This window comes from Ensifer sp. GW101-20A05 (genome assembly GCF_059424735.1).
Genome location: NZ_JBWKZT010000024.1, coordinates 1 through 15149 on the forward strand (window position 1 = coordinate 1; position 15149 = coordinate 15149).

At 59.6% G+C, this 15149-nt stretch carries 16 protein-coding genes and 3 pseudogenes; 9 read left to right on the forward strand and 10 right to left on the reverse strand.

All coding sequences use genetic code 11. The annotated features are described in order from the left end of the window. Window positions 1-425 precede the first annotated feature (425 nt). Entirely contained in the window at window positions 426-986 is a 561-nt protein-coding gene (locus tag AC070A_RS32165) for a PIN domain-containing protein (RefSeq protein ID WP_113737925.1), read from the forward strand. Between the two features lie 437 nt (window positions 987-1423). After that, complete coding sequence (locus AC070A_RS32170) at window positions 1424-1885, forward strand: hypothetical protein (RefSeq protein WP_492383647.1); 462 nt, start codon at window positions 1424-1426, stop codon at window positions 1883-1885. A gap of 471 nt (window positions 1886-2356) precedes the next feature. On the opposite strand, the pseudogene AC070A_RS32175 reads toward AC070A_RS32170, so the two are convergent. Beyond that, window positions 2357-2853 (reverse strand): annotated as a pseudogene (locus tag AC070A_RS32175) (L,D-transpeptidase); the annotation flags it as partial. A gap of 353 nt (window positions 2854-3206) precedes the next feature. Next, window positions 3207-4061, reverse strand: coding sequence for a hypothetical protein (locus AC070A_RS32180; RefSeq protein WP_162771046.1), 855 nt, complete (start codon window positions 4059-4061; stop codon window positions 3207-3209). A gap of 419 nt (window positions 4062-4480) precedes the next feature. Between AC070A_RS32180 and AC070A_RS32185 the strand changes: the two are divergent. Beyond that, a pseudogene (locus AC070A_RS32185) lies at window positions 4481-4758 on the forward strand (type II toxin-antitoxin system Phd/YefM family antitoxin). 48 nt (window positions 4759-4806) lie between these two features. On the opposite strand, the gene AC070A_RS32190 reads toward AC070A_RS32185, so the two are convergent. Together AC070A_RS32190 and AC070A_RS32195 are read right to left on the reverse strand one after the other, a co-directional pair. Further along, the gene (locus tag AC070A_RS32190) at window positions 4807-5193 is read right to left on the reverse strand and encodes a type II toxin-antitoxin system VapC family toxin (protein WP_113737928.1); all 387 of its coding nucleotides are present in this window, start codon (window positions 5191-5193) and stop codon (window positions 4807-4809) included. Then, the gene (locus tag AC070A_RS32195) at window positions 5193-5447 is read right to left on the reverse strand and encodes a type II toxin-antitoxin system VapB family antitoxin (protein ID WP_057251454.1); all 255 of its coding nucleotides are present in this window, start codon (window positions 5445-5447) and stop codon (window positions 5193-5195) included. The genes AC070A_RS32190 and AC070A_RS32195 overlap by 1 nt, the downstream gene beginning before the upstream one ends. Window positions 5448-5882: 435 nt before the next feature. On the opposite strand from AC070A_RS32195, the gene AC070A_RS32200 reads away from it, so the two are divergent. Together AC070A_RS32200 and AC070A_RS32205 are read left to right on the forward strand one after the other, a co-directional pair. Next, window positions 5883-6089 carry a cold-shock protein gene (locus AC070A_RS32200; RefSeq protein WP_057251455.1) on the forward strand — a complete coding sequence of 69 codons (207 nt, stop codon included), beginning with the start codon at window positions 5883-5885 and terminating at the stop codon, window positions 6087-6089. 345 nt (window positions 6090-6434) lie between these two features. Further along, window positions 6435-6680: a hypothetical protein gene (locus AC070A_RS32205; protein ID WP_492383648.1), complete on the forward strand. Its 246-nt coding sequence runs from the start codon at window positions 6435-6437 to the stop codon at window positions 6678-6680. On the opposite strand, the pseudogene AC070A_RS32210 reads toward AC070A_RS32205, so the two are convergent. The 6 genes and pseudogenes from AC070A_RS32210 to repA all read right to left on the reverse strand — a co-directional run. Beyond that, window positions 6665-7552 (reverse strand): annotated as a pseudogene (locus tag AC070A_RS32210) (site-specific integrase); the annotation flags it as partial. The gene AC070A_RS32205 and the pseudogene AC070A_RS32210 overlap by 16 nt on opposite strands. A gap of 21 nt (window positions 7553-7573) precedes the next feature. Next, window positions 7574-7996, reverse strand: coding sequence for a type II toxin-antitoxin system VapC family toxin (locus AC070A_RS32215; protein ID WP_058324702.1), 423 nt, complete (start codon window positions 7994-7996; stop codon window positions 7574-7576). Beyond that, entirely contained in the window at window positions 7993-8244 is a 252-nt protein-coding gene (locus tag AC070A_RS32220) for a FitA-like ribbon-helix-helix domain-containing protein (RefSeq protein WP_057251457.1), read from the reverse strand. Before AC070A_RS32220 ends, AC070A_RS32215 begins: the two co-directional genes overlap by 4 nt. A gap of 501 nt (window positions 8245-8745) precedes the next feature. Then, window positions 8746-9960, reverse strand: a complete 1215-nt coding sequence (repC, locus tag AC070A_RS32225) for a plasmid replication protein RepC (RefSeq protein ID WP_113737553.1) — start codon at window positions 9958-9960, stop codon at window positions 8746-8748. Between the two features lie 206 nt (window positions 9961-10166). Continuing rightward, entirely contained in the window at window positions 10167-11186 is a 1020-nt protein-coding gene (gene repB / locus AC070A_RS32230) for a plasmid partitioning protein RepB (protein ID WP_113133067.1), read from the reverse strand. After that, window positions 11183-12406, reverse strand: a complete 1224-nt coding sequence (repA, locus tag AC070A_RS32235) for a plasmid partitioning protein RepA (RefSeq protein WP_162733654.1) — start codon at window positions 12404-12406, stop codon at window positions 11183-11185. Before repA ends, repB begins: the two co-directional genes overlap by 4 nt. 479 nt (window positions 12407-12885) lie before the next feature. On the opposite strand from repA, the gene traI reads away from it, so the two are divergent. Genes traI through AC070A_RS32255 form a run of 4 tightly spaced genes read left to right on the forward strand, consistent with a single transcriptional unit; the run spans window position 12886 to window position 15139 of the window. Further along, window positions 12886-13521 (forward strand): acyl-homoserine-lactone synthase, encoded by a 636-nt coding sequence (gene traI, locus AC070A_RS32240; RefSeq protein ID WP_113737552.1) that lies wholly within the window; start codon window positions 12886-12888, stop codon window positions 13519-13521. Then, on the forward strand, window positions 13518-14483 hold the full coding sequence (gene trbB / locus AC070A_RS32245; RefSeq protein WP_113737551.1) for a P-type conjugative transfer ATPase TrbB: 966 nt from the start codon (window positions 13518-13520) through the stop codon (window positions 14481-14483). The genes traI and trbB overlap by 4 nt, the downstream gene beginning before the upstream one ends. Next, window positions 14473-14847 (forward strand): TrbC/VirB2 family protein, encoded by a 375-nt coding sequence (locus AC070A_RS32250; protein ID WP_057251463.1) that lies wholly within the window; start codon window positions 14473-14475, stop codon window positions 14845-14847. The genes trbB and AC070A_RS32250 overlap by 11 nt, the downstream gene beginning before the upstream one ends. Continuing rightward, the gene (locus AC070A_RS32255) at window positions 14840-15139 is read left to right on the forward strand and encodes a conjugal transfer protein TrbD (RefSeq protein WP_112997045.1); all 300 of its coding nucleotides are present in this window, start codon (window positions 14840-14842) and stop codon (window positions 15137-15139) included. Before AC070A_RS32250 ends, AC070A_RS32255 begins: the two co-directional genes overlap by 8 nt. Window positions 15140-15149 lie beyond the last annotated feature (10 nt).

Here is a 15149-nt window from a genome sequence, read left to right on the forward strand (position 1 = left end):
GAGTGGCTGTTGGACGTTAACGGTTTGTCGCTTCGCCATCGCGCTTTTAACGGCCTCGTTTCGAAGTGCTTTGTACAAATAAGAAATGCGTTAGAAATTGCTCCGTTGCAAGCGTGTTTTATTATGTGAATGGAAGGCCGCCAGAACCGAAACAGCATGAAGGATGACCAATCTCCCGCAAGTGTCCACGAAAACGCGCCAGCGGCCTTCAATGGAGGAAATGCCGCAGCAATCATCGCGTGAATTCGCTAAAGGTCAGCGCAGATCAACACGACCCGCAGCTATCTGCGCGATCTTAGGCGAAAGGCTCAACTCAGGATCGACTGTTCCACGGGTCTTGCGAAAGACCGAACCGAAATCGTAAGCTGGGATTCTGACTTGTCAGATTTTGCCTTTTTTTCCGGCGCACGCTCTCCGGCGCTACGATGTTTGATTTCGATGCGGCCCTTCGCTGGATGAAGTTCGATCCCGGTCGGACTCTCTCAAGGCGTCCTGACAACGAGTTGCCCTTTCTTGGGGAGCAAGCGGAAGCAGGGCCGGAACTTCTCCTCGAGACCTGCGTCTACATCGATGGTTTGCAAGGGCGGGCGCCGGAAGTTGTTGGAGACCTGCTCGAACTCCGTCACAGCAACCATTCCACGATCGCCATCCAGGAGTTGATGCACACGGTGGGCGTACTCGATCGAGCACACCCGAGTACGAAACCTGCCATTCAACAGATCAGGACGACGATTGCCATGCGGCCCCATCGCGTGTTCAGACCCGATGCGGATGTCCTCGGACGCGCCGCATTGCTGTCAGGCATGTTGGGTCGCCTCCAGGGCTATCAGCGCGATGCTCGCTTGCGAGCGCTGCACGACTGCGTCTTGTTTCTGCAGGCCCAAAAGCTCGGGCTTACCGTGCTTACCGCCAATGTGAGCGAATTCGACTATCTGCTCCAACTCATGCCAGGCGGAAGGGTCATCTTCTATAGGTCGGGCAATTAGTCTGAGCTGTAGGCTCAGTTGATCGAAGCGACTGCAGTTTCGACGGTATCCGCTCGGTGTTCGACCGACTCTGCCATACGCGGCAGAGGAAGGGGATACCAACCAAGAACCGTAAACGTCCGTGCCAGATCGAAAACGATCTCCGGATTGACGTGCTTCTCGTCGAGCAACGCGATCTGAAGGCCGCGTCTAATTGCGCCGCTATCATGCACGCCCCAGCTGAATCTCAGTTGACGTGGAAACGGCCCAGCGCTGTTCTCATATATCTCAATTCAACGCCAACTCTCAAATTACGTGCGAGGCTAACTATCTGATATCGTTCAAATGAAATTCTCACGATAGGCCCGCCGCCAGCATCGTGATTGGACAGCGCAATTGACAGGGATCACTCTATTGCTGGGGTCTGCTTTCGCAACGTCGTTTGATTGGAGGCGACAATGAAGCATCACACCTTGGAACAACTGCAGACCGTCGCACAGGTTGAGCCCTGTTTCGATCCAGACGGTATGACGTGCCGGCAGCGGCTGGAGCGCTGGGCCGAGCTTCTGGAACTAATCAGGTACAGACACCTGGACACGCTTCATGAAACCGAATTCCAGGTTATGGATGAGCGAAATGCCCTGCGCTGCGACTATTCGCCGATAACGATCGCATTTAGGGATCCGGTGCTCCGTGCTGCAGGTATGGAAACGGACACCTATGGCGAGGCGAAGCGCTTCTTCGAAATCAGCGATGACGAACTGCATGACGTTGTCTGCTACTGCCGCTTTGGCACGACGGTAAGTGCGGCGGTGGCAGCCCGCCAGGTTCGCTCGTTACTCGCCGACAAGCCGAAAGGCTTCTGGGCGTCGGTAGCAGGGTTCTTCATCGGCCGACAACCCAAGGAGCAGCCATCCTAGGATTAGGTTTCCGTACTTCGCCCGCGGACGGAGGGGGAAAGGTTGCTCAGATCATGCCGGCAACTATGATCTTCTTGCGTCCTGCGGGGATCCGCCTAGCTCTGCCGCAGGGATCGACGAACGCGAGCAGCGCCCGGCGGGCGCCACGGGGCTTCCATGCCATCGCGAGATCCCAGGTGAGATCGTTTAGCATTCCCGTGAGCGGCACCATCACCACACCGTCCACCCGCATCGAGCGCGCCCCTTCTGGCTCAAGATCGTGTGCATCAAGCGCCCGTCAGCCGACCGTGTAGCGATGGTCCTTGAACATGGGGGAAGAGTACAAAGCACCCTTTTAACAGTTCAGCCAGATCGACAGGGTGGGCGGCGGTGACGAACAGCGTCCATTCGTGGGGATCACGCTAGCGACCGTGCTCCCGCGACCATAGAAACTCACCTTTCCCGGCCGAGTTGGTATGCGGTCCGCACCGATCAATTGACGAACTTGACGACGACGCCGAACTTGACCATCCCTGCGAGTTCTTCGGCATCCCAGTTCGTCAGGCGGACGCAGCCATGCGACGCTCCCTGTCGATGAGGTCGGGGTCGGGAGTTCCGTGGATCCCATAGGTCGGTTCGGTTAAATCGATCCACACGCTGCCGACCGGGCCATTCGGTCCCTTGGGGATGATAAGAACCTTGTTGTTCTTGCCCTGCTTAAAGTTCACATTCGGATCGTACCTATAGACGGGCATCCGGGCGACGCCCTTGACCTTGTCCGTACCGTAGGGCGATGGATTATCCTTGCTTCCAACCGTCGCGGGATAAGCCGCCAGCAGCTTTCCTGCCTCTTCATAGGCGAGCACCTGTCCGATTTTTCTACTCACCTCGATCCGCTTGACATTCCCCTGTCTTGGCGGGCCCGTCCCCACAACCTGAACCGTCTTGCCGGGTGCAAAGTCGGCGCCGGCATTAAGCGCTTTCAGCAAGTGATGCGGTGTTGATGGCTACCGGCCGAAGCCCCTGGGCAGCGACGATGCCGGACGAGAGAAACAATGCCAACATTGCGATCGGAGCGATAGTGTTCGTACACGATCGAATAATCTTCGGTGCAAGTTGTTCCACACAAAGAGTTGGGACAACCTCGTGCGGGTTGTCAACCGCCGTGGGTAGGGCTGGATCGTTGAGCGGCTCCGACGCGCCGTTCATCGTATGGTCCGCCCGCCGCAACAGATGTACAGCTATAGCCCAGTCGGCCCAAAGCCGTGATTTTGGCCGACTTGGGCTTACACCGCGAAGCCGCTCCTGGCCGTAGGCTGAGAACCGCACTCACAGCGGACCGTTAGCGCGAAACCGGGGTCAGGGTCAGCACCTCGCTGTTGGTCTTGCACGAACCCGGTACGCCGTTGATGCAGCCCTTCGTGGTCTGCTTGATCGTCAGCGTAGAGCCATCGCCCGACGGACCGATCGTATAGGTGCCGCTGCCGGCGCCGGAAAAGCCGCCCCCCGCAAGCACATATTTCACAGTCCCGCCGGAGCGCGACGTTGGCGTGTAGACGAAATCCGCGGTGCCACCGGGGAACTTGCCGACGACCTTGAACGCCTCGTTCAACTTCGCCACGGTTCCGCTCACCTTGATCCGGGCGCCGCCGCCGGTGACCGTCCACGGGCCGGGACAAAGCTTGTCCAGCACATGTTCGGCAATCCGGGCAGCCTCGTCCAGATACGCATCGTCGTCTGAAAAGCCGGTGAAGCTGTCGACAAGGTCACCGCCAGGGTTGGTTCTTGTCTCTATGGTCCAGTCGGCTTTTCCGGCGCCGAATGTGATGCGGCCGCCAATCAAAAAGTCTGGTGCGATAGTACCCAGCTTCTTGATCGCCGTGGCCGGATCGGCATATTTCGACTGCTGAAACTTCTGTTCCTTGATCACCTCGTCGATCCGCCGCCATTCGACGACCTTTCCCGCGCACCATGCAAACTCCCCGCCGTCGCCCAGCGTGGTGACGAGGTGGTGCAAGATAACCTCGCCCAGACCATTGCCAGCAGACTCCCGACCGGGATAGTTGTCATCGGTGATTGTGCCGACCGCCAGCGCCACATCGGCTTGCTGCGCTGATGCGATCGCCGATGACAGCAAGACAAGCAAAAGCGCACAAAGCACCGGCACGAAATGCGACGCTAATGACCGAACCTGCACCTTGATGCGCCCCCGCTCACGGACCGTGCCGTTACACTGCCTCTCTAACCAGGGGTCTGTCCAACGAAATCTCGGGTGAGGTCCAGGCCATCCGATCGGGCAAATGAGTCCGCTGAACAAGGGTGAGGAAGGGACTGCAATGCCTGGATTTCCGGCGTTTCCGGTGATCCAGGGCGGCTGACATACGGCGTTTCCGACTCCAGATCCATCATGATTGATACCTGATCCTGCAGCGCAGCCGGTTGGTCGCGCCGATCAAACGGCAGGATGCGTCGAGCGCGTCGAGCGCGTCATGCTCTCGATGCACCGCTTGGCTGTCAGAAGCCGCCCTTCTATGGTTGTCGATCATCGGACCACAGTCTCCAGGGGCCTTGCCGAAATTACGACAATCCGTTCTTTCCGGAAAAAGGAGTATCAAAATGACGTCGACCGTCACCGCTGCGGCGGTTTCGAAGATTTCGGCGCCTACCAGGATGCCGCCGTGCGTGAGCCGGTGATCATCACCAAGAATGGCCGGCCGCGCATCGTGCTGCTTGCCTATGAGGATTATCTGCGGCTGTCGCGGCGCGACCGTCGCGTCGAGGCGACGGCGGACCTGCGCGGCGCCGATCGCGCCGCCGTCGAAAAGTCCGAAATGGAGCCGGGCCTTGATCATCTCAATGCCGAACTGCTGACGAACAAGCATCCTGCCGACTGATATCTCGGATCATTGCGTTTGCGGTTCCCTGGTGCAGTGGATGCCATGTCACGCCGCCTCGATGTCTGTGCGGGAGAAATCATCGCCTTTGTACAACAGCGGTTCATTGCGTGTCTTGGCCAGCGCATAGGAGAAGCAGTCCCCGTAGTTCAGGCAGGCCGGATGTCGGCCCTTGCCATAGCTGCGCCAGGCTCGCCTTGCCACCGCGATCTGTTCCGCGTCGACGGCGACGATTTCGACACCCGCCTTGTAAAGCCACAGATCGAGCTCTGCGGCACCTGCCTCGCCGAGGCGCGCCTCGATGACGATGGCGAGTTCAAGGATTGTCGCCGCGGAAATGAAGCGCCGTGGCGCGTCGACGACCTTTTGTTCGTAGGTTTCTGCTTCGGGCTCATTGAATGCGATCGCGACGATGGCGGACGTGTCGATGACCATTAGCTGGGGAGCCCGTTTTCGTCATACCCCAAGATCTCGTCGGCAGAGCGGTTGTCGACAATCGGCAGCTTGGCCCAACGCTTACGGCTGGCGGCCAGTTCCTCGAGAAGGACATCGCGACTTGCGGCATTTGCGAGGCGCCGCAGCCGTTCCTCCAGTGCGCGGCGGGTCGCCATGGTAATGGTTTCACCGGTCTTCTCGGCCAGTGCCTTGGCAAGGCGTTCCGTCTCTAGATCTTTGATGCTCAGTGCCATTCTCTGGTTCCTTGGTGCCTAATCGTCTATATTCTACCTCGCTCCGGCTGGGACACAAGCGCCAGGACATCGTATCTGGCCGAACCTTCCGGACTTTCGCGCGCAAGACTTTGGCTCTTAATCGGCTGTGATTGCCCCGAACGCAGTCGTCTGCGACTCTAAATCGATCCCTATCGATACTTAAAAGTTTTCGCTCGGGCCAATGCTGATGGCGCTGATGCGCTCAAACGCGCCTGCCGGCAGCAAAGTTGAGAAACACGCCTCCTAAGATGAAGCACCACAGAAATGATCGTGCCGTCGGAACCACGCCAGGTTGACAGTCCTTCGAGATGAATTCAGCCTTGTCCGGGGCGCGAAAGCGTCTAATTGTTCACGCGTAGAGGCAAGCCATGTCCGCCGTTGGGGCGGCACGGCAAATGATCGAAGGAAGACACTATGGCGACTGGTACCGTGAAATGGTTCAACGCGACGAAGGGGTTTGGCTTCATCCAGCCGGATGGCGGCGGCGCTGATGTCTTCGTCCACATTTCTGCGGTCGAGCGGGCTGGGCTGCGAGAGCTGAAAGATGGTCAGAAGATCACATACGAACTGGTTTCGGACCGCAAGTCAGGCAAGATGTCGGCGGACAATTTGCAGGCCTAGGCCGATTTCGCACGGCGATCTTTTGGGGAGGGCCGGGATTGCTCGGGCTTTTTCGCTTGCAGTAACGTCTGACAGAAACCACACCGCCCGGCGTGATGGCTTGGACTTACTGCGCGGTAACGCCATTATCCATTTATTGGAGCAACCACGCCTCCTGAAGCGCTTCGGTCCAACGGGCAGCGCTCCTCGTGCTCCGCTGGCGGTCACTCACGCTAGGGTGGCCCACCTCCTTCTACGCCAGACATTTTTCGTTGCGCCAAACTGTGAGGTCTAATGAACCATCGCGATTCTGCCCTTGTTGTTGATCATCATTGTCCTCATGCAAACAGAATCTCGGGAGCGATGATGAAAACGGACGACCGCGAACTCATCGTCGTGATGAAACGCTATTTTGCGGTGAAGGCCGAATTGGCCACACTTACGGCGGAGTTGGAAGCGGAGCGAAAGGCGGCCGGTGCGCAAATTGGCGTGTTCTACGATCCGCGACAAAATGCCGAGCGCGCCGCCGACCTCCAACGCTCGCATCACTTGAAGGCAGAGATGGCGTCGCTTATGCAGCGGGCCGAAGCCTGGGGAAGGGCGGTGCAGTAGCCGCTGACCTGCGCGATAGATCGGAGGCGGGAGGTGAGCCAGAAGAGCGTGAGCGCACGGCGATCGATGTTCCCCCACTGATCGATGCGCCGAAAGACCGGACCGTTCCTGAGACCGGCCTGCTCCAACCATCCTTTTAAAGCCAGCACGGGCCGACCGATCAGAAACACCTGGTCGTCATCATCGTTCGTGGTCGTCTTGGTGCGACCGAGACGGATCGACAGGCAGGGGAGGGGAGCCAGGATCTGCCGGATCGGTCTGCACGGGATCCCCATCTGTCAGGTCCTCGACACGAAGCGCGGCCACTTCCGACCGGCGACGGCCGCCGGAGGCGAAAGCGGTCAGAAGCAGTGCCCTATAGCGCAGATTGACGGGGCGCTCGCCGGCTGCAGGCCTGCAGCAGCTTTGCCAGGATATCGCCGGTCACCGCTTGTCTGCTCTTGCGTTGACGCGGCCGAGCGCTGGCTGCGGACCGCAAACCGTGGCGCCGACTTGAGCGAGGAACCATCGAAGGCGCCTGTCAGGCCGCGCCAACGGGTAAGGATCGACCAGCTCGTCAACCGGCGCCGCACGGTCTCGGGGGCATGCGGCCCGTCGGCGCTCAACAGAGGTTGGGAACGCAAGCCAACTTCCACCTCCGCCGGCATGCCATGGCTTGGATCTTCCGCGCACTTGTCCGGGTCCCAGAGATGGTGGGCGACGAACTTAAGTAGCAGGCTCTCCGGCGCCGACCAGGGGAGGGGGCTGCCCGTGGCGACGTCGTCGTCCGTCAACAGGGCAGCGAGTTGGTCGCGACGGTCGAACGGCAGGATGGCATCAAGCGCGTCGAGTTGCTCGGCTCGATGCAGTATCGAGCCGGCAGTAACGTCGATCGATTTGCGGCGTCCGCCACCTTACCTGTCCCGCCACGGGTTTATGATTACCAAACCGACATCCTCGAAATCCGGAACATTCCGAGTTGCCAGCGCGGCGCCACGCGAAAGGGCGATGGCGGCGATCTGGGCGTCGAACTGACTGATCGGGCGACCCGCTTTGCGCCGCTCAGTTGCAATCATCCCATAAACGTCTGCGGCCTCCCGATCGAACGGCAGCACGCGACCGGCGAGGTCTTGCGCAAAGATCGGCAAGATTGCCGCTTCAAGGTCGCGCCGGCGGCGACCATCGGGAAGCAGGCGTAGACCATATAGGATTTCGGCTTCAGTGATCGTGGTCGTGAAGATGGCGGCGGGAGGCTGTTCCGCAAGCCAATCGACAACCGCGGGCTCGGGAGCCGGTAACAGCAGCTCAGATATGATATTTGTGTCGAGAACGATCATATTGCAGAGAAATCCGGAGCGTCACGGATCGGTTCGCGCGCGGGAATTTGCAGCTCGACGCCGCCAAGCGGCTGCAAGCGCGCGCGGATCGCGCCAGCGAGGTTTCCCGCCGTTGTCTCCTGCTGCGCCAACACCATTTTCAGGATATCACGGGCCTCGTCTTCCATCGATCGGCCATGGGTCGCTGCGCGGACTCGCAGCCTCTGTTTCAATCGATCGTCGATGTTGCGAATGGTCATGCTGGCCATGTAAATCGCCTCCAGTCATCATTGATTGCATATAGTGCAATGATGGCATTTTTTCAATTGGAGCCACAGTTTCCGCGGCCGGAGTAGGCAAAACGTCGAGCGAAACATGGCTGTTACCCGGGACCTCGCGGTAGGGTTGGGTACAGATCGACCCAGGTCGGGACCGTTCCTGGTCGCCGACAATGAGTTGCCACTGTTCGAGGGGCGTGGCGGTAACTCGGCCGGATCTATCTCATGATAGCTGCTTCTACACCGATGGTGCACAGACGGCGGCGCCCGGATCTTCTCGGAAACCTGCTTGAGCCCCGCCACAGAAACTGTCCACCATCGAGAAGCGCATGCCTCAAGCGGGGGTCCACACGAACGGTCCGACTTTGTCGGCCGCACGTCAGAAGAAGCCAATGTGCTCTCCTCTCAGGATCGGCCGCATACTGCACGGGTTGCCACTGTCGCGTCCGGTTCCGCCAGGAACGACAATGCGAAAACCGGGACGGACATCGTCTACCCAACCTGCCGGTCGGGGCTTCCGCTCGCTCTCAACAGGGCCATCAGCATAGGGCCAAGTGAAAATTCGCCGCGTCGCGCCTTTGACGTCAGATCGCGCAAGTAACCTCCGGCCGAGTTAATGTGTCCTGCCCGCTCGAGCAAACACGCCATGGCAACCGCCGCATTTTCAGGTCCCATCACTTCGCAAGCATCCTGGTAAGCGCTCGGGCTCACCCCCAGCATCGAACGCACCACCACGGCCGCCGCCATCAAGTCGCGCCAGCTCGATATGGTCCCGCCTTGTCCGTACATCGTGATCTCAGGGCAGGCCCGCATCACCATACTCAACGGGAATGCCTTCAGCGGCTCCCTCAGTGGCGGCTTTTCTGGCTCAGCCTTCGCCCCCAGCTCGTTTCTAGAGCTAGGTTCAAGTTCATTGGTGGATTCGGTATTTGAATTCTGTATGTGACGCTCAATATGAGCATCATTGCTGCTCATATTTTCAGAAATATCCAAAACATCCAACTGATTGACTATCTCTGCGCAGAGAAGATCCATCTCTTCGAGGATCGATGCCAGGTCGTGGATCGTCGGAGATCGCGGTATCCGGGCTACGAGCGCCAGGTACACGCCTTCAATCTTGCCCCAATCGCCGCTCGCGCCTTCTTCGATCGCTGCCGAGATGAGCTTACGGGCATCGCGTCGGCGAATGGTGAGCGCCTCTTTGGTCCGGCGAAACAGTGCGCGTTCTGCCGCCATCTGCTGGGCCATCTGCGCGAGCTCCTCCGATCGGGCAAGGAGCGGGGAAAGATCGAACCCGAACGCATCCTCGATGTCGCCAGCCCTGTCCTTGCGGACATAACGCTTCCCATTTGCACTGTCTTTGCGAACAATCAGGCCAGCGTCAACGAGCGTCGCCAAGTGTCGCCGCAACGTGGCGCTGGCGATACCGTGCGCACGGACCGACAACTGAGCATTCGACGGAAAGACGATGAGAGACGCTCCCTGGCGCAGATCGGTCTCAGGATAGAAGCTCAAGAGCGCGTCAAGCACGGCAAGTGCACGATCCTGTAGCCCGAGAAGCGTCCTGGCTTCGCAGGCGTCACGAAACACTTTCCATTTGTCAGCCGTCTTGTCCGAACTGATCTCGGTGGATGCCATCTGCCGTCTTACCAGCGCAAGCGTCATCGGCCGCCGCCCGAAGGGCGTCGTCACACTTCCACTCTGCATTTCCTTCACCTCTCAAAAGGCAAAAGAAGTCCGCTCACCAAATTCGGTGCCAATCACTCTTGACGGGGATTCGTGGAAATGCGATTCTCAGATTGTCCAGATATGAGAGAGGCTTCCACTACGGCAACGTTTGGGGGCCTTTTTCTTTTGCGGTGTTCCTTTCCGTATTCCCTTGTCGAATGAGACCCTCTGACAGTGTCAGGGTTCTAATTTTCACGCTCGCGAGAGAAGCGTTCAATGAGGGCTGGCAACTCCTTCCCGACGAACTTCACGAACTCAAGTCCGAGAGGGCCGTCCGCCGAGATTCGAAGCTCCTTGGGCGACATCTTCCAGGCACCCAGTTTCATGCCATCGCTGGCCGCTAGTTCATTGCGGTCCTCTCGCGGCTGGGTCGACGGCTTTATCGCTTCGAAAGCCCGCTGGAATCGTTGATCCGACACCGATACACCGTCACCCGCATCCGTGAGCACCTGCCGAACCACAGCTAGAGAACCTGGATTGCTTGCAATGGTTTTCGCGAACTCTATCCAGCGCGGCCGCCCCACCTTGGGAGCCCGCCCGATCGCTTCGATCACATCGGCAGGTATTGATCGATAGACGCCGCGCATACGAGCGAGCTCTGCATCCGCAATCGACAGTGCCGCATAGATGTTCCGCGCTTTGATTCCGGCATCATCCATTCGCGATGCAAACAGCGTCCGCTCGATCCAGGTCAGGTCCTGCCGGCTGGCATTCTCGATGCCTTGCGCGACGACCAGATCCAGGTCGGAGATCTCAACCTCGAGCGCACGAACGGCGCGCCCAAGCTCCCTGGCAGCACGCCAGCGCCTGTGGCCATAGACAATCTGATAGCGCCCGGAGGACGACGGGTGGCGCCGAACCTGAATAGGAACCTTTTGCCCTTCGGACTCGATCGAACCCTTGAACGTCTCAAAATCGCCGGCGTCGTCGTCCGGCAGCCGGTCGGGATAGGGGGAAGGGTCGATGAACGCGGGATCCAGATCAAGGATCGCCCCCCCGCCTGTCTCGACGATCGCCCTCAAACGGTCCCGTTCAGCCCTGATGTCATCGATAGCACGATGTGCTGCACCGACGACGCCCGCGCCGACACGCGGCGACGGGGCAGGAGGTGGCACAGGGTGCGGGTCGTCTGCGAGCTTGCTCTCCAGTTCTTGAGACAGCAAACCGAAGCTCGCGACAATCGACTTGCGAGAAGACTTGCTCATGGCCGCCCCCAGCTATCGTTGACAAGGCGGATGATCGCCTCATTGACCGCATCGACGGCTTCGCGGGCGCGCTTATGGGTATCACGCCCAATCTGGCCCATTTCGAGCTCGTAGATCGAACGCTTTGCCAAGCCGGCCGCTTCAACCGCTGTGCTTTCGATGGCAGTGGGCAGGAGGACGTCTGTCCCGAACATATGCCGTAGCATCGCAACGACTTGCGACTGAGGGGCATCGTTTGGGTCATGCCGCGTCACGAGATATCGGATGAAGTCCTGGTCGAGTTGGGCACCGTTCTCATTCAAAACGCTGATCAGATCGCCCATCATCAGGAGGAACTGGCTCATGGACGCCACATCCAGCATGGCGGGGTGAACGGTGATGACCATGCTTGTAGCAGCGTAGATTGCGCTGAGCGTCAGGAAGCCAAGGGACGGCGGCGTATCGAGAAGGACGATGTCGTAGTCTTCTTCGACATCCGCCAGGGCAAGCTTCAGACGCTCGAAGAAGATTGCACCGGAGCTCGACTTATGCGCCAGGACACGAGGGGTCTCGTGCTCGTACTCCATGACTTCGAGGTTGCCGGGAACGAGATCGACGCCATCAAAGTAGGTCTTGCGGATGATGTCCCTGATCGGCCGCCGCTCAGCGTCGTCGTAGCGAAGCGCCGCGTAGATCGTTTCGTTGGCGCCGACATCGATTTCCGGCTGTGCGCCGAACATTGCAGAGAGCGATGCCTGGGGATCGAGGTCGAGTGCGAGAACGCGATAGCCTTGCAAAGCGAGATAGTGCGCAAGATGAACACAGGTCGTCGTCTTGGCGCTTCCGCCCTTGAAGTTCGCGATCGCGAGGACCTGCAAGTGCTCGCCCGGGCGTCGGCGAGGCAGAAAGCGCAGGGCCTCGGCAGGCTTCTGCTTGGCAAACAGCTCCCGAAGCTCGTTGATCTGGGCGAGGGTATAGACCCTGTGATTGTTCTCAAGGCGGCTTGGCGTCGGCCCGCGACCCTCGGATGACATCAGCTTCAGGGTCGAATCCGGTATGGATGTCAGCTTCGAAACTTCGTTGGTGAGAAATGACCTCAAGGTCTTCTCGGATTTCGGCGGGTACATGCGGGTCCGCAGCTGCTGCAGCTGGCTCGACAAAAGACCGGCGTGCCGCAAGATCTTGGCGGCAGCGTCTTCCTTGAGTTGAACGTCAGTTTCTGCGCGTCTAGCTATCGCCATTTTTCCCTCTTGGCGGCCTAAAGCCGGTTTACCGACCATTGCCCGCCAAGAGGTAGAACACGATTCTCCCGAACCGTCCAGAATTATAGGGTTAACAAAGCCTTAACGCTCAACGCGAGCCCTCAGCGTTGAAAACCGGCCTACTCCCTGAAATTGCAGTCTTTTTTGCTGAATGCAATCTAGGCCACCCGATGAGTTTACGCACACTTTTGCTCACCTGACCGACGTCGTTAGCGCGGCGATCTCCCACACATTGCACCCCACCCGCCCGAATCAGCGTCGGTGCATCAGCCACGACCGGCCACATTTCGACGTTCAAAATGCGCTGGCTATTCTCCGACGAGCCGCACATCCCTTCGGTCAGGGAAGATTTCTCTGCCCCTAGAATCGACGTGGCGAAATTTCAGGAGCATTTTTGCCCCTCGCGACGCGTCCTCAGTCGTAGCACTTCTCCTCCAATAAACGGAGGAGGACGACTGATGATGGTGATTGCCATTGAGAATGGCGGTTCGAGCGGCGCCCGGCACTTCCTCGACCAGATGTTTGCGCTCCGCGCGAAGGTCTTCGATGAACGCCTGGGTTGGCAGGTCGCCGCGCGCGATGGCCAGGAGCGCGACCAGTTCGACGATCTCCATCCCGTCTACATACTCGCTATCTCTGCAAAGAATGAAGTAGTCGGCTGTGCTCGCCTTCTCCCCGCCATGGGTCAGACGATGCTTTTGTCCGTGTTCCCGCAACTCGTCTCGGAGCAGGCGTTTCACCCGCACGCGCGGATGATCGAGAGCTCGCGCTTCTGCGTCGATACGACCACACAACGGAAGGGTCGCGGCGGTCTCCACCACGTTACCCGCCTCATGTTTGCCGGCATCCTCGAATGGTGCCTTTCGCGCGGATACACCGAGGTCGTCACGGTCACCGACATTGCCGTCGAGCGCATCCTTGGGCTTGCCGGGTGGTCGCTTCATCGGCTCGGACCGCCGCAAATGGTAGGCCAGACAACAGCCTTGGCTGGTGTTCTCTCGGTTGACGCAGGCATCTTCCAGCAAGTCAGGCCGGTTGGGTATGTCTCAACCTTCGATCGCCCCGCCGCACCGACCTCGTCGGTGTTGTCATGACGCATAGCCGCTCCCTTCCCCGCCTTGTCCGCAAGCTCGAGGAAGCCCTTGGTCCAGCAATTCGGGCTGCACTCGATGACCCGAGCGTCGTCGAGATCATGCTCAACGCGGACGGCAGCCTCTACGTGGAACGCCTCGGTCAATCGATCGCGCGCCTTGGAGAAATGGATACCGCCGCCGCCGAGATCGCAATCGGCAGCATAGCCCATGCGACAGGTACGGCGGTCGACGAACACAGACCAATCGTGTCGGCCGAGCTGCCGGTCAGTGGACACCGTTTCGAGGGGCTGCTGCCACCGATCGTCGCTGCACCATCCTTCTCCATACGCAAGCGCGCTTCGCGTCTCATTCCTCTCGAGCAGTATGTGGACGATGGCTTCATGACGGGGAAGCAGGCTCGTCTCCTAGCAAGGGCTGTTGCCGATCGGCTCAACATCCTCGTCTCAGGCGGGACCGGCTCCGGCAAAACGACACTGGCAAATGCGCTCATTTGCGAGATCGCGACGGTCGCACCGGATGACCGCCTCATCATCCTTGAGGACACGGTCGAAATACGTTGCGGCTCGCACAACGTCCTTTCGCTGCGCACCAGCGACGAGATCGACATGGCGCGCTTGCTGAAGAGCACACTCCGGCTGCGACCGGACCGGATCATCGTGGGCGAAGTCAGAGACGCGGCCGCCCTTTCTCTTCTCAAGGCATGGAACACGGGGCACCCCGGAGGCATCGCGACGGTGCACGCCAATTCCGCGCGTTCGGCACTTCGCAGGCTGGAGCAGCTGACCGCGGAGACAAGCCGGCAGCCAATGCAAGACGTCATCGCCGAAGCAGTCGATCTCGTCGTTTCGATCGAACGCACGGCGACCGGCCGGCGGCTCGGAGAGCCTATGCGCCTCATTGGACACGACGGGACTGCTTATCGACTGGAGCCTTATCAAGGAGGGGAACGGCATGCAGCGTGAAACACGAATCGCAATGGTAGCTCTCGCGGGACTGCTGACCTTCTTCAGCGGGGAACCGGTGTTCGCCGGCTCGGGCGGCGGTCTGCCCTGGGAGGGTCCACTCGAACAAATTCAGCAGTCGATTACAGGCCCTGTCGCCGGCTTCATCGCGCTTGCCGCGGTCGCCGTCGCAGGCGGTATGCTGATCTTCGGCGGCGAGCTCAACGATTTCGCCAGGCGATTGTTTTACATCGTGCTCGTCGCCGGTCTCCTGCTCGGCGCGACACAGATCGTCCAGCTGTTCGGCGCAACCGGCGCATCGATCGGCGACCATTCGCTCAACGTCTTCCACACCGAAACGAGGGGAGGCGCGGGCAATGCCTGAGGTCTTCTGCCTACTCGAGCGAAACCGTATCCATCGTGCCCTCTCTCGCCCAAACTTGCTCTTGGGCGCCGATCGCGAGCTCGTCCTCGTCACGGGGCTTGCGGCGGTCATCCTGATCTTCGTCGTCCTGACCGTCTATTCGGCCCTGATCGGCCTTACCCTCTGGATCCTGGCGATCGGCGTCTTGAGGCGGATGGCTAAAGCAGATCCCCTCATGCGCAAGGTCTACATCCGCCACATGCGCTATCGGCGGACCTATCGCCCGACCGCGACGCCATGGCGGAAGGGCTGACGGTGTCGCG

Coding starts and splice junctions, on each gene's coding strand:
- AC070A_RS32220 (WP_057251457.1), bottom strand. CDS start 8,244: ATGGCCAGCATGACCATTCGCAACATCGACGATCGATTGAAACAGAGG.
- AC070A_RS32255 (WP_112997045.1), top strand. CDS start 14,840: ATGCCTGAGGTCTTCTGCCTACTCGAGCGAAACCGTATCCATCGTGCC.
- AC070A_RS32215 (WP_058324702.1), bottom strand. CDS start 7,996: ATGATCGTTCTCGACACAAATATCATATCTGAGCTGCTGTTACCGGCT.
- AC070A_RS32165 (WP_113737925.1), top strand. CDS start 426: ATGTTTGATTTCGATGCGGCCCTTCGCTGGATGAAGTTCGATCCCGGT.
- repC (WP_113737553.1), bottom strand. CDS start 9,960: ATGCAGAGTGGAAGTGTGACGACGCCCTTCGGGCGGCGGCCGATGACG.
- repA (WP_162733654.1), bottom strand. CDS start 12,406: ATGGCGATAGCTAGACGCGCAGAAACTGACGTTCAACTCAAGGAAGAC.
- AC070A_RS32250 (WP_057251463.1), top strand. CDS start 14,473: ATGCAGCGTGAAACACGAATCGCAATGGTAGCTCTCGCGGGACTGCTG.
- traI (WP_113737552.1), top strand. CDS start 12,886: ATGATGGTGATTGCCATTGAGAATGGCGGTTCGAGCGGCGCCCGGCAC.
- AC070A_RS32200 (WP_057251455.1), top strand. CDS start 5,883: ATGGCGACTGGTACCGTGAAATGGTTCAACGCGACGAAGGGGTTTGGC.
- repB (WP_113133067.1), bottom strand. CDS start 11,186: ATGAGCAAGTCTTCTCGCAAGTCGATTGTCGCGAGCTTCGGTTTGCTG.
- AC070A_RS32205 (WP_492383648.1), top strand. CDS start 6,435: ATGAAAACGGACGACCGCGAACTCATCGTCGTGATGAAACGCTATTTT.
- AC070A_RS32195 (WP_057251454.1), bottom strand. CDS start 5,447: ATGGCACTGAGCATCAAAGATCTAGAGACGGAACGCCTTGCCAAGGCA.
- trbB (WP_113737551.1), top strand. CDS start 13,518: ATGACGCATAGCCGCTCCCTTCCCCGCCTTGTCCGCAAGCTCGAGGAA.
- AC070A_RS32170 (WP_492383647.1), top strand. CDS start 1,424: ATGAAGCATCACACCTTGGAACAACTGCAGACCGTCGCACAGGTTGAG.
- AC070A_RS32190 (WP_113737928.1), bottom strand. CDS start 5,193: ATGGTCATCGACACGTCCGCCATCGTCGCGATCGCATTCAATGAGCCC.